The 16,025-nt window shown below is 43.1% G+C and carries 14 protein-coding genes; 6 read left to right on the top strand and 8 right to left on the bottom strand.

All coding sequences use genetic code 11. The features are described from left to right. Positions 1 to 65: 65 nt before the first annotated feature. Positions 66 to 3,212, bottom strand: a complete 3,147-nt coding sequence (locus QE417_RS17255; protein ID WP_311951715.1) for a glycosyltransferase family 117 protein — start codon at positions 3,210 to 3,212, stop codon at positions 66 to 68. A gap of 476 nt (positions 3,213 to 3,688) precedes the next feature. Here QE417_RS17255 and QE417_RS17260 point away from each other — a divergent pair, with 476 nt between their 5' ends. Further along, a complete protein-coding gene (locus tag QE417_RS17260; RefSeq protein WP_311951716.1) occupies positions 3,689 to 4,633 on the top strand; it encodes a ribose-phosphate pyrophosphokinase in 945 nt (314 codons plus the stop codon). A gap of 131 nt (positions 4,634 to 4,764) precedes the next feature. Next, a complete protein-coding gene (locus QE417_RS17265) occupies positions 4,765 to 5,346 on the top strand; it encodes a 50S ribosomal protein L25/general stress protein Ctc (protein WP_311951717.1) in 582 nt (193 codons plus the stop codon). Positions 5,347 to 5,669: 323 nt separating this feature from the next. Here the strand turns inward: QE417_RS17265 and QE417_RS17270 are convergent, their stop codons facing one another. The 4 genes from QE417_RS17270 to QE417_RS17285 form a co-directional block, all read right to left on the bottom strand. After that, on the bottom strand, positions 5,670 to 6,332 hold the full coding sequence (locus tag QE417_RS17270; protein WP_311951718.1) for a phosphatidylserine decarboxylase family protein: 663 nt from the start codon (positions 6,330 to 6,332) through the stop codon (positions 5,670 to 5,672). 103 nt (positions 6,333 to 6,435) lie between these two features. Continuing rightward, complete coding sequence (locus QE417_RS17275; RefSeq protein ID WP_311951719.1) at positions 6,436 to 7,260, bottom strand: phosphatidate cytidylyltransferase; 825 nt, start codon at positions 7,258 to 7,260, stop codon at positions 6,436 to 6,438. Further along, on the bottom strand, positions 7,257 to 7,469 hold the full coding sequence (locus QE417_RS17280; RefSeq protein WP_311951720.1) for a putative signal transducing protein: 213 nt from the start codon (positions 7,467 to 7,469) through the stop codon (positions 7,257 to 7,259). The genes QE417_RS17275 and QE417_RS17280 overlap by 4 nt, the downstream gene beginning before the upstream one ends. After that, on the bottom strand, positions 7,469 to 8,401 hold the full coding sequence (locus QE417_RS17285; protein WP_311951721.1) for a CPBP family intramembrane glutamic endopeptidase: 933 nt from the start codon (positions 8,399 to 8,401) through the stop codon (positions 7,469 to 7,471). The genes QE417_RS17280 and QE417_RS17285 overlap by 1 nt, the downstream gene beginning before the upstream one ends. Before the next feature lie 45 nt (positions 8,402 to 8,446). Between QE417_RS17285 and dusB the strand changes: the two genes are divergently transcribed. After that, the gene (dusB, locus tag QE417_RS17290; RefSeq protein ID WP_311951722.1) at positions 8,447 to 9,439 is read left to right on the top strand and encodes a tRNA dihydrouridine synthase DusB; all 993 of its coding nucleotides are present in this window, start codon (positions 8,447 to 8,449) and stop codon (positions 9,437 to 9,439) included. Positions 9,440 to 9,472: 33 nt separating this feature from the next. After that, positions 9,473 to 9,862, top strand: a complete 390-nt coding sequence (apaG, locus tag QE417_RS17295) for a Co2+/Mg2+ efflux protein ApaG (protein WP_311951723.1) — start codon at positions 9,473 to 9,475, stop codon at positions 9,860 to 9,862. 27 nt (positions 9,863 to 9,889) lie between these two features. Here apaG and QE417_RS17300 read toward each other — a convergent pair whose 3' ends face one another. Further along, on the bottom strand, positions 9,890 to 11,749 hold the full coding sequence (locus tag QE417_RS17300) for a mechanosensitive ion channel family protein (RefSeq protein WP_311951724.1): 1,860 nt from the start codon (positions 11,747 to 11,749) through the stop codon (positions 9,890 to 9,892). Between the two features lie 125 nt (positions 11,750 to 11,874). Here QE417_RS17300 and QE417_RS17305 point away from each other — a divergent pair, with 125 nt between their 5' ends. Together QE417_RS17305 and QE417_RS17310 are read left to right on the top strand one after the other, a co-directional pair. Then, positions 11,875 to 12,642 (top strand): carboxypeptidase-like regulatory domain-containing protein, encoded by a 768-nt coding sequence (locus QE417_RS17305; RefSeq protein WP_311951725.1) that lies wholly within the window; start codon positions 11,875 to 11,877, stop codon positions 12,640 to 12,642. A gap of 59 nt (positions 12,643 to 12,701) precedes the next feature. Continuing rightward, the gene (locus QE417_RS17310) at positions 12,702 to 13,556 is read left to right on the top strand and encodes a DUF2927 domain-containing protein (protein ID WP_311951726.1); all 855 of its coding nucleotides are present in this window, start codon (positions 12,702 to 12,704) and stop codon (positions 13,554 to 13,556) included. A 51-nt stretch (positions 13,557 to 13,607) separates the two neighbouring features. Here QE417_RS17310 and QE417_RS17315 read toward each other — a convergent pair whose 3' ends face one another. Continuing rightward, entirely contained in the window at positions 13,608 to 14,345 is a 738-nt protein-coding gene (locus QE417_RS17315) for a zinc metallopeptidase (RefSeq protein WP_311951727.1), read from the bottom strand. Between the two features lie 357 nt (positions 14,346 to 14,702). Continuing rightward, positions 14,703 to 16,004 (bottom strand): UDP-N-acetylmuramoyl-tripeptide--D-alanyl-D-alanine ligase, encoded by a 1,302-nt coding sequence (locus QE417_RS17320; protein ID WP_311951728.1) that lies wholly within the window; start codon positions 16,002 to 16,004, stop codon positions 14,703 to 14,705. Between the last annotated feature and the right edge of the window lie 21 nt (positions 16,005 to 16,025).

Consider the following 16,025-nt stretch of genomic DNA (forward strand, 5'->3'; position numbering starts at 1 on the left):
CTGAATCAACAAAAAAAGCCGGTGCATCTCTACACCGGCTTCTAAAATACAAATTATCTAAATCCTTATTGACCGCCGCCCAGTACGTTACCAAACTTGCTTTCGTACTCTTTAAAGTGGGCGCTCAGGGTTTTGTTGAGTTCGGTTTGTTTATAGGTTTTGGTCATTTCAACCATGCCGTTAAGCATGTACATGCCCAGTTGCAAATCGCGCTGATTGATGGAGCCGCTGCCACCTTGCATAACCTCGTAATTATAGTCAAGCGAGTTTTTAATAAAATCGTCTAACTGTGCTGTCCATTTGTTAGCCAGTTGGGTTTGGTTTAACTGGTAGGCATTTTGCAGCAGGTAAAACTTGCGCAGGGCAATTTCGCCGTATTGTATATTATCAGGCATTACCTCTTCGTAACGGTTAAGGGCTTTAATGGCCAAATCGTTATGTCCTTCTTTTTGCAGGTTAGCAATCATGTTGTTAAACTGCTTTTGTATAATAGGGAAGAACATGGTAACCGACTCATGATCGAGGTACTTTGCCGTTTTCATGTTGCCCCATTTGTACTTGGTCATCATGTTGTTGTACATCACCAAAGTATTGGTAGGCTCGGGTGCATTGGCGGCAGTATCGGTTTTTAAAGGTTGTAAGTGGTATACAAAACCTTCATCGTGCATGTATTTATCCATGCCCATCATGTTATCGTTACCTACGGTAATGGCAAAATAAACCGGGCGTTTCCAGTTGTTGTGAGCCAAAATATCAATAAGAGCCAGGTTGTCTTTAGTCACATAGTTGGAGTTAAACTTCCACTCCATGGCCGGTACTATCTGATCTTTTTGGCTTGCAGGTACCGTACCGGTTTGTACAACCTGGTCGGGGTTGATGGTAATTTTAAACTGCTTGGTAGGCAGGTAATTCATTTTCATACCGTTTTCGTACTGTACCATGGCATCGGGGTTATTAGAGGTAATGAAGTCGAATACCTCTTTAAGTTCCACGGTGTCTTTAACGTCCATCTGGTCGCTCCAGTAAACAATATCGCGTACACCGGCAGCAAATTTCTCGTTAGGCATGGTTATAGGCAACGGTGCCGATTCGTTCATTTTTTGCTTCATCTGGCGTATGTACCAATCGGTACCTAACAAACTCAGGTTCACAATACGCACATCAGGGCGTATGTTTTCAACCTCCTGTGCATACCACAGCGGGTAAGTATCGTTATCGCCGTAGGTAAACAAAATGGCGTTTGGTGCACATGAATTAAGGTAGTTGGCGGCCATATCATGCGGCGTCATTTTGGTAGAGCGGTCGTGGTCGTCCCATTCCTGGAACCCCATCAACACCGGGGCACCCAACAAGCAAATAGCCGTAGCTATTATACCCGCCGTTTTCCGGTTAAGGAATTTGCTCAAAATATCGGCAATAAACAATACGCCAAAGCCTATCCAAATAGCAAATACATAAAATGAACCTACGTAAGCATAATCACGCTCGCGCGGTTGCAGCGGGTTTTGATTGAGGTAAAGCACAATGGCCAAGCCGGTAAAAAAGAACAATACGGCTACCACACCGGCATCGCGCTTATTGCGTTGGAAGTGGAAGATCAAACCTAACACACCAATTAAAAACGGTAAGGCAAATAAGCGGTTATAAGCCTTGCTTTGGGTAACACTGTATGGCAGGGGCTTATTAAAGTTTAAGCCGCTGTACCAGTTGCCATCGGTGCCGTTACTATCGTTTTGGCCGTCCATGTCGTTGCTACGTCCCCAAAAGTTCCACAAAAAGTAACGGTTATACATTTGCATAACCTGCCAGCTAAAAAAGAACCCGAGATTTTGCTTCATGTTCGGCGTTTCTTCGGGGCTCATTTGCAGCCACTCACGGTAAAAATTGGCCTTCTGTGCATCGGCATCAAAAATGCGCGGGAACAAGGTATTATGGTCGTAAGTGGTTTTCATTTTCTTGCCGGCCACCTCGTATTTGGTAGTGCCGCGACGGTAAATGGTGGCACCATCGGTTTGGTCAATAGCTTTGGCATCAAAATATTGGCCGTAAACTAATGGGGTTTCGCCGTACTGGTCGCGGTTTAAGTAGCTGTTCAGGGCAAAGGCATCCTGCGGGTCGCTGTTGTTAAGGTTTGTACCAGCTTTAGCACGTACCACGATCATTACAAACGAGCTGTAGCCCAGCATAATAAACACCGTACTAATAAGTACCATGTTTAAGGTATAGCGTTTTTCGCGCACTTTTAATACGTATTCCAGTATAGCTAATACAGCACCTGCGGCAAGGAAGCCTATGATGCCGCCGCTTATGGTTAAGGCCAGTACAAAGGCTACTACAGCAGCTATTAATGCGCCAAATGATGTAGTAACCGAGTAGTAAATACCGGCAACCAGGGTAATAATAACCAGCAGGTAAAATACAATAGCGCCGCTGTTAAAGCTAAAGCCGAGGGTGTTAACAAACAACAGATCGGCATAGGCAGCACCTTTTACCGTGAACTGTATAATACCCCAAAGTACTAAGCCTAATACTACAATACCCACCACAAAGGCCCAAATGGTACCCGAGGTTTTAACCTCCTTAGCACGGCGGAAGTATATAATTAAGGCAATAACCGGTATAACCAGCAGGTTTAATAAGTGTATACCGATAGATAAGCCCATGATATAGGCAATGAAGATGATCCAGCGATCGGCGTGAGGCTCATCGGCATGGGCATCAAACTTGAGGATGGCCCAAAACACAATGGCTGTAAACATTGACGATTGCGCATAAACTTCAGACTCTACTGCCGAAAACCAAAACGTATCAGAAAAAGTATAAGCCAGTGCGCCCACCAAGCCCGCACCTATAATGAGGATGGTATGTGTGCTGGTTATTTCTTCACCTTTTTTAACTACTATTTTACGGGCCAGCATGGTAATACTCCAAAACAGGAACAAAATAGTAGCCGCGCTGGCAATGGCCGATGCCATGTTAGTCCAGAAAGCCACTTTGGTAGCATCACCAAATGAGAGGAGCGAAAACGCTTTACCGATCATGGTAAATAACGGTGCACCTGGTTGGTGAGCTACTTGTAAACGGTAAATGCAGGCAATAAACTCGCCGCAATCCCAAAAACTGGTTGAGGGCTCGAGCGTTAAAGTATAAGTAACGGCGGCAATAAGAAAAGTAAGCCAACCGAACAGGTTATTGGTTTTGGTATAATTCATATCCAATTATTACAAAAAAAATGCTTTGCTATTAAACCGACGAAATTAACAAAACTATGCATACCTTGGGTTAATTAGTTGTGCTTTAACACAATTTTAACGGGTGGGATATTGTGATGTTAAGAAGAGATTAAAAAAAGTAAAAAATATTTTGCAGCTTTAAAAAATCGCCTTACATTTGCATTCGATTTCGGAAGAGGATAACAATTCCGAATCAGGATTGTCCGATAGTATAAAGGTAGTACGACGGTTTTTGGTACCGTTTGTCTTGGTTCGAATCCAGGTCGGACAACAGAAAAAAATCGAATTTTGGAATACCGAAATTCGATTTTTTTCATTTTAAGTCGGTGTTGTTTGTCTTAAATCTGAATTTTCAGGATTTAAGAATTTTCAGAATTGATACGCAAAAGGGATTAGGTAATTCAAGGAGGAATAAATCCGAAGTCGAACATCCGAAATCCGAAATAAAAAATAACATGCCTTTACAGTTCAATCCGGTTAAATTATTTGCAGGTTCGGGCACGAAAGATCTGGCAACAAAAATTGCCAAGGTATATGGCCGTGAGTTGGGTGACTTAACTTTGTCGCGCTTCAGCGATGGCGAGTTTCAGCCTTACATCAACGAGTCGGTACGTGGTTGCGATGTGTTTTTCATCCAATCAACCAACCCGCCAACCGATAACCTGATGGAACTGCTTATGATGGTTGATGCCGCCCGCCGTGCATCGGCACATTATGTAACGGCCGTTATTCCTTATTTTGGATTAGCCCGCCAGGATCGTAAAGACAAGCCCCGTGTAGCCATTGGCGCAAAGCTGGTAGCCAACCTGCTAACCGCAGCCGGCGTAAACAGGGTAATGACCATGGATTTGCATGCCGCCCAAATACAAGGCTTTTTTGATATTCCGGTAGATCACTTAGATGCTTCGATCATTTTTGTGCCTTATATCAAAAGTTTAAACCTGCCAAACCTTACCATTGCATCGCCCGATATGGGGGGCTCGTACCGCGCACGCACCTTTGCCAAGTTTTTTAACGCAGAGGTGGTAATTTGTGATAAACGCCGTAAACGCGCCAACGAGATAGAGAGCATGACCGTAATTGGTGATGTAACCGGGCAAGACATTGTATTGATCGATGATATTTGCGATACCGCAGGTACTCTGGCTAAAGCCGCCGGCCTTATTATGGAACGTGGCGCCAACAGTGTACGCGCCGTGTGTACCCACCCGCTGCTATCGGGCAAGGCATACGAAACCATCGAAAATTCGGCTTTAACGGAGCTGATTGTAACTGATACCATTCCGGTAAAGCACGAAAGCAGCAAAATAAAAGTATTATCAACTGCCGATTTATTTGGTAAAGCCATTGCTAACGTAAACGAGCATGGTTCTATCAGCCAGTTGTTTAAGATAGATTAGATTCGCCCCACCTAAATCCTCCCCGGGAGGGAGGACTTTTTAGTGAGGATGTATATAAAGAACTTTCATCAAAGCCCCTCTCCCCCGGAGATGGGTTGGGGTGAGGCTTAACAAGTAAAACAAATAAAAAAATGAAATCAATTGCTATTAGCGGTTCTCCAAGAGAGAACGTAGGGAAACGCGATGCCAAGGAGCTGCGTTACCAGGGTTTAGTTCCTGCTGTATTATACGGTGGTGCTACTCAAACTCACTTTTCGGTATCTGCTGCTGAAATTAACGCTGCTATTTACACTCACGAGGTTAGCTTCATCGATCTTGAGGTTGCCGGTGCTAAAACTCAGGCTATTATTAAAGATATGCAATTTCACCCGTTAACCGGCGAAACCCTGCACATCGACTTTTTAGAACTTGACGAAACTAAACCAGTAACTATCGAAATTCCGGTACGTTTAACCGGTACTTCACCAGGTGTTAAAATGGGTGGTAAATTAGTTCAAAAGCTGCGTAAACTGCGCGTTAAAGCTTTACCTAAAGACCACTTAGATACCATCGAAGTTAGCATCGAAGGTTTAGAAGTAGGTAAATCGGTTCGTGTACGCGACATCAGTGTTGATGGCTTAACCATCACCAACACTCCCGAAGACACTATCTTATCTATCACTACTTCACGTGCTCTTCGTCAGGCTGAGCAAGAAGCAGCAAAAGGTAAATAAGCTTATTCATCAATTTTAAATTAAAATAGCCGTTGGATATTTATTCAGCGGCTATTTTTTTGCCCTTAATATTTGAGGCATTTATTCTAATTATGTCATTGCGAGCGATAGCGTGGCAATCTACTCATGCAAAGTAGAAACGCGAGGGGATTGTCACGTTGCCATAATGCCGTCATTGCGAGGTACGAAGCAATCTCTGCAAATGCAAGGCGTTCATACATAGCTCAGAGATTGCTTCGTACCTCGCAATGACGGTGGGGATGTACAGAAAAGGCGATTGTTCCATAAGAACAATCGCCTTTTTTGTATAGTATAGATAATCCTTACGCCTGTAACTCAGCCAGCACTGTACGGCCACCTTTTACTTTATCGCCAAGGTTAACATTAATTTTTGTTCCTATCGGCAGAAAAATGTCCACGCGCGAACCAAATTTGATGAAACCAAACTGGTCGCCTTGCGCTACTTTATCACCTTCTTTTACGTACCATACAATACGGCGGGCCAAAGCGCCTGCAATTTGGCGAAACAGCACCGTAACACCGGCCTCATTCTCAATGGCAATGGTGGTGCGCTCGTTTTCGGTTGATGATTTGGGATGCCAGGCCACCAGGTATTTACCCGGATGGTATTTAAAATACTTAACCACACCTGCAATAGGGTTACGGTTTACGTGCACGTTAACCGGCGACATAAATACCGACACCTGTATACGTTTGTCTTTTAAAAACTCAGGCTCATCTACTTCTTCAATTACAACCACTTTACCATCGGCCGGGCAAATTACATGCTGGTCGTGCGTGGTAATGGCAAACTTAGGGCTGCGGAAAAACTGTAAGATGATAACAAACAGTAAAAACGAAACGATGTAAATAAACCATTTGAGCACCGCAACCTCAGGGTAGTAAAAGTGAGCCAGCGCATTAAGTACAAAAATGAACAAAATGCACAGGGCCATTGAAGTGTATCCTTCTTTATGAAAAGTCATAATTTAACGCTGTTATATAAAGTAGCAAAAATAGTAAATACCGTGGTTAGCCCAACAAATATTTGTGATATATGAGGAGCTTATGTATATGGCGGTGATCTTTTTAGTTAAAAATGAAGTACAGGTAAGTAAATACCATAGGTGCAGCCAGCAGCAATCCGTCAAAACGATCTAACAAACCGCCGTGACCGGGCAGTATGCCGCCGCTGTCTTTAACGTTAATGCTGCGCTTAAACATCGATTCCACTAAATCGCCCAGGGTACCTATTACGCTAATGATGATAGCCATAGAAACCCATTGTTTCCACTCCAGTTCTTTAAAATAGATGCTGAGCACATAACCGGCAATAGCACTTATAATTATGCCTCCAATAAAACCTTCCCAGGTTTTTTTAGGCGAGTGGCGTTCAAACAGTTTAGCGCGGCCAAACTGGCGGCCAACTAAGTATGCACCGGTATCATTGGCCCAAAGCATAAGTAAAAAGCCCATAGGTATGTGCGCACTAAAGCCGGTATTGGTTACAAAACCAAGCGCGTGGAAAAAGCTGAATGGTACGATGGTGAAAATAATACCTAAAAAAGTGTAGGCAATGTTTTGAAAAGGTTTATCGGTGTTACGGTATAGCTCTTGCACAAAAACGGCCAGCATGGCGGGTACCAGTAAAAACACCAGCTTGTGAATGGTTTGCGCTTCAGGATATACATCCCAATGAAAAAGGGCAGCAAAAGCGGCATAGGTATAAGCACCGTTAATTAAACCGGTGGCCACATTAGGCGATGAACCGCTTTTTTTAAGCAGACCGTAAAATTCCTGCAAACAAACAATGGCCAGCAGGCCAAAAAATATTGAATAAACTGCTGCTCCGGCAAAAAAAGAGCCCAGCATTACAACCACAAAAAAGAAGCCGGTTATAGCACGTGTTTTCATAAAGTTATTTGGTTCATTACCATGAGTTCAATGGCCTGGCTAAAATCTTCTTCGTGTATGTAAACCTCAACACTGCCAAAGTTTTGGTGCGATGAAGCCTGCTTATTGAGCAGTACGGCACCAATTTCGTGCTCTAAAAGCACCTGCTTTATAATTTCGGCCTGATAGTAGTTTGAAGAAGTATAAATTTTAACCCAGTTTTTTTCCATTAAATGCTGCCGGCAATTGTTTTGCGAGAGGCCACCTTGCGGTAACCCAGCAACAAAGCTACGGTAAAAAGTATACTTAATAGCGGTAAAATGTAATCAAACTTAGCATCAAGTTTTACATCACCGTTTAGCCCGTATATATAAGCAAATACCACAGCCGTACCATTGTTTAAAAAATGGGCCCAAACAGCGGGCCATATGCTGCCGCTCCAAACGGTAAAGTAGCCAAACAGCACACCTAAGGCCATGCGGGGTAAAAAGCCATAAAACTCCATATGAAAGGCACTGAATAAGATGGCTGTAAGCCAAATGCCCACATGTGCGTTTTTTTGCCAGCGAATTAAAATGGTTTGCAGGCATCCTCTAAACATCAGTTCTTCGGCAATGGCGGTGGCTAAGCCTACCAGCAGCAAGGCTTTGATCATATCCCACCACGAATTCATTTTGAGCAGAACGGCGGTAACTTTTTGAGCACTTGCTTCAGACTCCTTTACAAATTTTTCGAGTTTTTTTAAGGAATCGGGAAATACCATTTTTCGATTGAATGTAATCAGCGATTCCATAAAGGGCATTGATGCAGCCATAGTAGCTAACACAATGAGTATAAGTAGTGCCGAAAATTTGGTATTTATGCGCAAATAGGCCTCCGGCTCATGCATAATAAGCTTGCCAAAAACAATGGGTATAAAAAGTATAGGTAGCGTTGTACCAACTACCTGGAGTAGCCACAGGTTATTTAAAACCACGGGCGAGGCTAAGTTGAGCGAGGCTAATTGTGATACAGCAGCAGGTCCGTAACGTAAATATATATAACCAAATACAATAGCTGTCCCAAGTGTTAGCAGGCCTATGGTAAGTCCGGTAAAGGCTACTAACTGCATTGCCGGACTCATAGCCCGGTTGTGGTTATAATATGGTTTTTCTGTGTTCATTGATTTTCTGCAAATTATGTATTTTTGCAGTTGTTAAATATAGGCATGTCTGTACAAATAGGAAATATTGATTTAGGAGAGTTCCCGCTGCTGCTGGCACCAATGGAGGATGTAAGCGATCCGCCGTTCCGTTATGTGTGCAAGCAAAACGGGGCCGATATGATGTATACAGAGTTCATCTCATCGGAGGGTTTGATACGTGATGCCGCCAAGAGCCGTAAAAAGCTCGATATATTTGATTATGAACGCCCGATAGGCATACAGATTTTTGGCAGCGACATTAACAGCATGCGCGAGGCCACCGAAATATCAACCCTGGCCAATCCTGATCTAATGGACATTAACTACGGCTGCCCGGTTAAAAACGTGGCTTGCCGTGGTGCAGGTGCCAGTTTATTACAGGATATTGATAAAATGGTGGCCATGACCAAAGCTGTTGTGGAAGCTACCCATTTACCGGTAACCGTAAAAACCCGCTTAGGCTGGGACGATAACACCAAAAATGTTTATGAAGTAGCCGAACGCTTACAGGATGTAGGCATTAAGGCTTTAACCATACATGGCCGTACCCGCGCACAAATGTATAAGGGCGTGGCCGATTGGTCGCTCATCCGCGATATTAAAAAGAACCCGCGTGTTAAAATTCCCATTTTTGGGAATGGAGACATCGACTCGCCCGAAAAAGCAGCCAACTGGAGGCTTGAATATGGCGTTGATGGTATGATGATCGGCCGTGCAGCTATTGGATACCCGTGGATTTTTAGAGAAGTGAAACATTTTTTTGAAACCGGCGTACACCGTGAAAAGCCAACTATAGCAGAACGTGTTGATGTATGCAGAACGCATTTGCAAAAGTCAATTGAATGGAAAGGCCCTAAAACCGGCGTTTTTGAAATGCGCAGGCACTATTCTAACTATTTTAAAGGGCTGGAAAATTTTAAAGAATTCAGAACCAGGTTTGTGAGTACCGAGAATATTGACGAATTATACGATATTTTAGAAGAAATTACCGAACGTTACACAACTGAACTGGCTTGATTATTGATTAATAGGTACTTTAACCTTAAACACATGGCAACAACTATTATTACAGATGGGGTTAAGGTTTCGGTTGAAACGCAGTATCAACCTGAATATTCAAACCCGGCAAGCGAGCATTACATGTTTGCCTATAAAATACATATCGAAAATTTAAGTGAGTATACGGTGCAATTAATGCGCCGTCATTGGGATATATTTGATTCTAACGGTACCCACCGCGAGGTAGAGGGCGAAGGTGTGGTAGGCTTACAGCCCATCATCGAACCCGGACAATCGCACGAGTATATATCGGGCTGCAATCTTAAAACCGATATGGGCAGCATGAAAGGCCAATACCAAATGCTGCGCTTGTTAGACAATACTTTATTTGATGCACATATACCGGAATTTTACCTGGTAGCACCGTTTAAAATGAACTAAATTAATGAGCCGCAACAGCGTTTTTTTTTATTTTTTTAAATTAAAGCCCGGCGACGTGTAATCTTTAGGCAAATGCTCGGGTGGAATGGTTGAGGTATTGCCATCGCGCACGGCATGGTAACTCGGAGATAATAACTCGATACCTGCCTCGTTAAACTTATCCTGCAAATTTTTATATAACTCCGAATAAATTACAGCTTGTTTACTGGCTTGTTTAGTGTATGCGTTAATTTGATACGCCACGCTAAAATCGTCGAAACTGGTTTGCAGTACATATGGCCCGGGCTCAGCTTCGATCATAGGAGTTGCTTTGGCCGCATCAATTAAAATTTCATGTACTTTGCGCCACGGAACATCATAGCCTATGGTTACGGTTTTGTATATGATCAGTCCTTTATTGGCTGTTTCAATAGTGTAGTTTACGGTATGGTTATTCATCACCATAGAATTAGGGATGGAGATAACCTCGTTTTTAATAGTACGAATGCGGGTGACCAAAAGTGATTTTTCGATGATATCGCCCGTGGCATCACCAATTTGTACGCGGTCGCCTATTTTAAATGCACGCATGTAAGTGAGCACCAGCCCGGCTACCACATTACCCAGGGCACCTGCCGAACCAAAGGTAAACAGCACCCCCACGAATACCGATACGCCCTTGAATATGGGCGACTCGGACCCCGGCATGTACGGAAATATAACAATGAGCATAAAGGCCAAAACCAAAATGCGGATGATCTGGAAAGTTGGATTGGCCCAATCGGTATAAAAGCCCGGTATACGCAGTACTCCCCGTTCTACCTCGTCCTTTAAAAAACGCAAAAACCTGATGATGTACCTGAACACCAGCACCAGCACGATGATGGTAATGAGGTTAGGGATATAATCCCATATGGCTGCCAGTATTTTTTTAACAGGGTTAATGAAGTAGCTGAGCAGTTTTACCGAGTAATCCTTCGTCCACGGGAATATGCCGAAGAGTATGGGCAAGGCCAGGTAAACTACCAGTAAAATAAAGAACCATTTGATAAGGGTATCGGCAACTAACAATGCACTTACCGAGCGGTCGGCCGTTAACAACTCATAGTTTTTAATGCGCAGGCCTTTAATAAGCTTGCCTTTTTGTGCTATAATTTTTTGCTGGCTCCAGCTAAAAAGACGACTAATAGCATAAATAAGCAGTAAGGTAATAGCAATAACGCCCAAAGCCATTCCTGCCTCTTTAAGTAAGGTTTGCCAGCTTGTTTCACGCTGGTAATTTTGTATGGCTTTACCTATAATGCTTTTGTAGGTTGCAGCAAGCTGGTTAGGTTTAGTATTCATCCACAACGCATCAATGGCGGCAACACTCATAATCAGAGTACTGCCATATTGAATATCGGTTGTTTGCTCGGCTTCAATAATTTTGAGTGAATCGGGGGAAAACAAATGATCGTTACTAACCTTTTCAATGCGCTGCGATATAGCATTAGCCCTGTCATGAGCCGAAAAACTACCTTGCCTTGTATAAACGTTAAACAGTGTGTCATTAAAAAACACCGCCGGAAATCCCTTTACGACCTTCCTCAATGAATCGACCTGTTGTTTTTGCCTGGCCGCCCGTAACGAATCTTGCCCTTTAAGCTGCGCCAGTTCTTTTTGCAGTTCCGATTTGCGCAGGTTATCGGTTGATTTAAGCATGCTGATCTGAATTTGCAATGCTTCTTTCCTGAGCGAATCGGCCACATGCTCAACCTGTAATTGTTGCAGCCGGTTTAGCTGTGCGCCAATGGCTTTATTTTGAGTGGTATCTGTAGCTTTATTGGTTGCATTAATGGTGTCTTGAGCAATGGAATGCATCGCAGTCAAGTTTAAAATGGTAATTAAAATAAATCTATAAATGCTCATTAACGGGTTGGTTGGTATACAATGATAACTAAAAATGATACATTGTGTTTAGCTGCTCAAAAAACCAATAAAATTACCTCTGCAACACTTAACTTTACATTACCAATTTAATAAACCTAACCTACATGAAAAGCTTGCTGTTTTTAATTGCATGTTTGCTTTTGCCATACTTACTGTTTGCCCAAACCCTCCGCGGAATGGTTTACCACGAAGGCACCGACAGCGTTATAGCCAATGCCAGCGTTTACTACAGCGGCTCAACTATTGGCACAACAACCAACAGCATCGGGGAGTTTCATTTGCAGGCCAAAAGCGGACAAGTGCCTTTGGTTATTAGCTGTGTTGGCTATCAATCGGCCGAAGTAAGTAATTATACACCTGAGCAGCCTTTAAAAATTTATCTCAAACCAAAGCAATTTGAGTTGGAGGGCGTAATCGTAACTTCTGATGGAATGAGCCGGGAAGAAAAGGTGCGCATTTTTACCCGGGAGTTTATAGGCACATCACCCTATGCCCAAAGTTGTACCATTGAAAATATTGATGATGTTGACTTATATTACAACAGGGGAACTCAAACGCTCACAGCTGAGTGCAGTAGGCCCCTCATTATTAACAATAAGTTATTTGGATATAACATTAATTATTATCTCAATAATTTTAAAAGAAGTAATGAGCATATATCTTTTACAGGTAACTATGTTTTTAAAGATGTGGCTTTACCTGCCGATCAAAAAAGGGTGATCCGTAATCGTGCCCATGTTTATGAGGAATCACGTATGCAGTTTATCAGGGCATTGTGGAGTCGCACACTCAATAATAACGGGTTCAAAATATATCGCACTAATTACACACGGTTAAACGCGATTCGGCACGACAGCAATACTTGTATTTAAAAAAACGAATTATTATAGCCCAGCACGTTAGCGGCGGCATGCTGACCTATACAACTCTTATGCCGCTAACCAAGTTTTCGTACATTGATAAAGATGGATTTTATGGCGCAGGGCTACGGTGGTCGGGTAAGTTGAGTAACCAGCGTATTGGTGATTTGTTACCGTTCGAATATCAGCCCCAAAACAAAATAATTAACAAAGCAGATACAAACGACGACCAGATAAACGCCGTGTTTGATAATGAAAAAGTAGCGGAAACCATTAAAAGCGTATCTATAAATAAAAGTAAATCCCTCAAGCTTTTTAAAAGCATTGTTTTAGGCAAAGGCTATGTGGCCAATGATCTGCAGTTTGTGCGTAAATGGCAAAGGCCGGTTTACTACAAAATATATGGTGATCTGAATGATACCAGCAGTAACAATGCGCTGCAATACAATATCAGGCAGTTTTTTAAGCGCTTAGCAGGTGTCTCGGGGTTAACTATACAATCTGCAACAAGCGATAGTTTGGCCAACTTCAGCATTGTATTGGGCGATATAAAAAAGTACTACGATGTGATTGCCGATGATGCCCGTGCATACTTTACGGCCAATAAAAGCAGTACAGGGTATTCAAATTACAATCCCAACGGTATAAGCCGTACAGTACAGCGCATTGCGGTTGATGGCTTTACCTATCAGCTGACCTGGGTAAAGGTGCGGTCGCAAATTTTGAACGGGTTGGGTTTTATGGGTAAGGTTAATGCTCCGGCCAAAAGTCTTTTTTATGAGGGGGTGTACTCGTGGTCGCCGGGCAAGCCTTTTGAAGATTTTGATGATGAAATAATAAAGTCTTTGTACAGCAACGCTGTACGCACCGGTATGGAGGATGCCGATCTGGATAATTTAAAAATAACTCCAACGATAAATAATTAGTAACAAAAAAGGCCGCCAAAAAATGGCGGCCCTTGGCATTTAAAGTAATATTTAGTCTCTGCGGCTGTTTAGCAATTGCAGGTAGTACAATAAAGTAGCTAACGAACTTAATGCCGCTACTACGTAGGTCATGGCGGCCCACCATAGGGCATCTTTGGCTTCGGCATGTTCCTGCTTGGTTTGCATAACGTTGTAATTGTTATCTAACCAGGCCAAAGCACGACGACTGGCATCAAACTCAACCGGTAGTGTAACAAAGCTGAATGCGGTTACCACACCCAAAGCAACTACACCAATGAATAGTACGGTAGGGCTGTTTGAAAAAAATAACAGCATAACACCAATCATTAGCGTCCACTGCACCATGGTTGAAGCTGTTTGCACAATAGGCACCATGGCCGAACGGAAGCTTAACCAGCTGTAAGATTGCGCATGTTGAACGGCATGGCCGCATTCGTGCGCAGCAACGGCAGCAGCGGCAACGCTACGGCTGTGGTAAACATCGGGGCTCAAATTTACTGTGCGATTTTCGGGATTGTAATGGTCGGTAAGTTGTCCTTCAACCGACATTACCTGTACGTTGCTGATACCATGATCGCGCAGCATACGCTCGGCCACTTCAGCACCCGATAATCCTGATGTTAGCGGTATTTCAGCGTACTCTTTAAACTTGCTTCTGAAACGCCATTGTACGATCATGCTGATGATAGCAATTGCAATCATCAGCAACCAGCCCGAATTTAATCCGCCGGCACCTATATAATTTAGTATGATGAGGTAATTATTCATGTTTTTCTAATATGTATAGCTAAACAACATCAAAAAGCGTTCCCTCCGGGTTTGAAAAGCTATCCTGCTGATAATGAGTATGGGTGCTATGTCAATTATGCAGGTATGATGAAAAAATGGCGCTAAATCTTATGATTTTCTAATAAGTTGTAGCGTAAGTGTATGCAATTACGTAATAACATCAACAAAGCATTGTACACACGAGGTACTTGCTTGTTAAAAAGAATTTATACTCATGTAAACTTTATCACAGCTTGGCGCTTAGGTGTGCGCACAAGCAATTGTTTTGGGTTTTAAAGCCGGGTAATGTGCGAGGGGTTGTACATCCCGGCACATGAGTATATTTAAAAAGGTGAATTATAAATGGGCTACCAAACGTTCAAGTGCCATGCCGCGCGAGCCTTTGATAAGCACCGTGGCTTGAGTTACAGGATTGGCTTTTATGCTTTCAATTGCCTCCTCGGCAGTTTTGTAAAAAGTGCCTTTACCGGGGTTTTGTGCGTAAAACTCATGGCCAACAAAAATATGTTCATCGGCTGGTGTGGCTAAAGCCAGTTTAATTATCGATTGGTGTTCGGCAGCGGCCTCTTTGCCCATTTCAAACATATCGCCCAGTATCATTACTTTACGGTCGGCCTGTAAGTTATTTAGGTTGGCAATGGCCACGGCCATGCTGCTGGGGTTAGCATTATAATAATCGCAAATCAGTGTATTGGTATTGGTTTTAACAATTTGCGATCGGTTGTTTTTAGGCTGATAGCCCTCAATGCCGTCGTTTATCTGCGTAGCCGATAGCTCAAAGTAATTACCAATGCAAATAGCAGCTAAAATATTATCAAAGTTATACTCGCCGGTAAGGTGCGAGGCAATATGCTGCTCGGTTAAGTTATTAGCCGTTGCCCATTGTAACGACAAGTAAGGCGCATTACCGGTTAGGTTACCATGCACTGCCGACATAGCCGATTGCCCGTAATACACCACGTTGGTCAATTCGCGGGCTTGCTGCATGAGCATTAAATCGGCACTGCTGCTGTTTATAAATGCAACCCCGTTGGTGGTTTTCAGGTAATCGTACAATTCGCCTTTGCCTTTTTTAACGCCTTCCATACCGCCAAAGCCTTCGAGGTGGGCTTTGCCAATATTAGTTATTAAACCGTGGGTAGGTTGGGCTATGGTGCATAAAAACTCTATCTCTTTTTGATGATTGGCACCCATTTCAACCACTGCCATCTGGTGGCTGTTATTTATACTTAAAACAGTAAGCGGAACACCAATATGGTTGTTTAAGTTACCTTGCGTAGCCAGCGTGTTAAACTGTTGCGATAGCACGGCATAAATGAGCTCTTTAGTGGTGGTTTTTCCGTTAGAACCAGTTAAGCCGATAACAGGTATTTGTAGTTGTTTGCGGTGGTATCGGGCTAAATCCTGTAAGGTGGTCAGCACATCCTCAACCAAAATAAACTGCTCCGAAACGCGGTAAGCTGCATCATCAATTACAGCATAAGCAGCCCCGGCTTCTACGGCTTGGGCGGCAAAGGTATTGGCATCAAACTTATCGCCCTTTAAAGCAAAAAATAAACTGCCGGGGGCAATTTTGCGCGTATCGGTACTGATAATAGGGTGCTGCTTGTAGAGGGCGTATAATTGTTCGATTACCATAGGGCAAATATAACGGAGAAA

The sequence above is a fragment of the Mucilaginibacter terrae genome, assembly GCF_031951985.1.
In the GTDB taxonomy this organism is placed as follows: domain Bacteria; phylum Bacteroidota; class Bacteroidia; order Sphingobacteriales; family Sphingobacteriaceae; genus Mucilaginibacter; species Mucilaginibacter terrae_A.

Coding starts and splice junctions, on each gene's coding strand:
- QE417_RS17255 (WP_311951715.1), bottom strand. CDS start 3,212: ATGAATTATACCAAAACCAATAACCTGTTCGGTTGGCTTACTTTTCTT.
- QE417_RS17260 (WP_311951716.1), top strand. CDS start 3,689: ATGCCTTTACAGTTCAATCCGGTTAAATTATTTGCAGGTTCGGGCACG.
- QE417_RS17265 (WP_311951717.1), top strand. CDS start 4,765: ATGAAATCAATTGCTATTAGCGGTTCTCCAAGAGAGAACGTAGGGAAA.
- QE417_RS17270 (WP_311951718.1), bottom strand. CDS start 6,332: ATGACTTTTCATAAAGAAGGATACACTTCAATGGCCCTGTGCATTTTG.
- QE417_RS17275 (WP_311951719.1), bottom strand. CDS start 7,260: ATGAAAACACGTGCTATAACCGGCTTCTTTTTTGTGGTTGTAATGCTG.
- QE417_RS17280 (WP_311951720.1), bottom strand. CDS start 7,469: ATGGAAAAAAACTGGGTTAAAATTTATACTTCTTCAAACTACTATCAG.
- QE417_RS17285 (WP_311951721.1), bottom strand. CDS start 8,401: ATGAACACAGAAAAACCATATTATAACCACAACCGGGCTATGAGTCCG.
- dusB (WP_311951722.1), top strand. CDS start 8,447: ATGTCTGTACAAATAGGAAATATTGATTTAGGAGAGTTCCCGCTGCTG.
- apaG (WP_311951723.1), top strand. CDS start 9,473: ATGGCAACAACTATTATTACAGATGGGGTTAAGGTTTCGGTTGAAACG.
- QE417_RS17300 (WP_311951724.1), bottom strand. CDS start 11,749: ATGAGCATTTATAGATTTATTTTAATTACCATTTTAAACTTGACTGCG.
- QE417_RS17305 (WP_311951725.1), top strand. CDS start 11,875: ATGAAAAGCTTGCTGTTTTTAATTGCATGTTTGCTTTTGCCATACTTA.
- QE417_RS17310 (WP_311951726.1), top strand. CDS start 12,702: ATGCCGCTAACCAAGTTTTCGTACATTGATAAAGATGGATTTTATGGC.
- QE417_RS17315 (WP_311951727.1), bottom strand. CDS start 14,345: ATGAATAATTACCTCATCATACTAAATTATATAGGTGCCGGCGGATTA.
- QE417_RS17320 (WP_311951728.1), bottom strand. CDS start 16,004: ATGGTAATCGAACAATTATACGCCCTCTACAAGCAGCACCCTATTATC.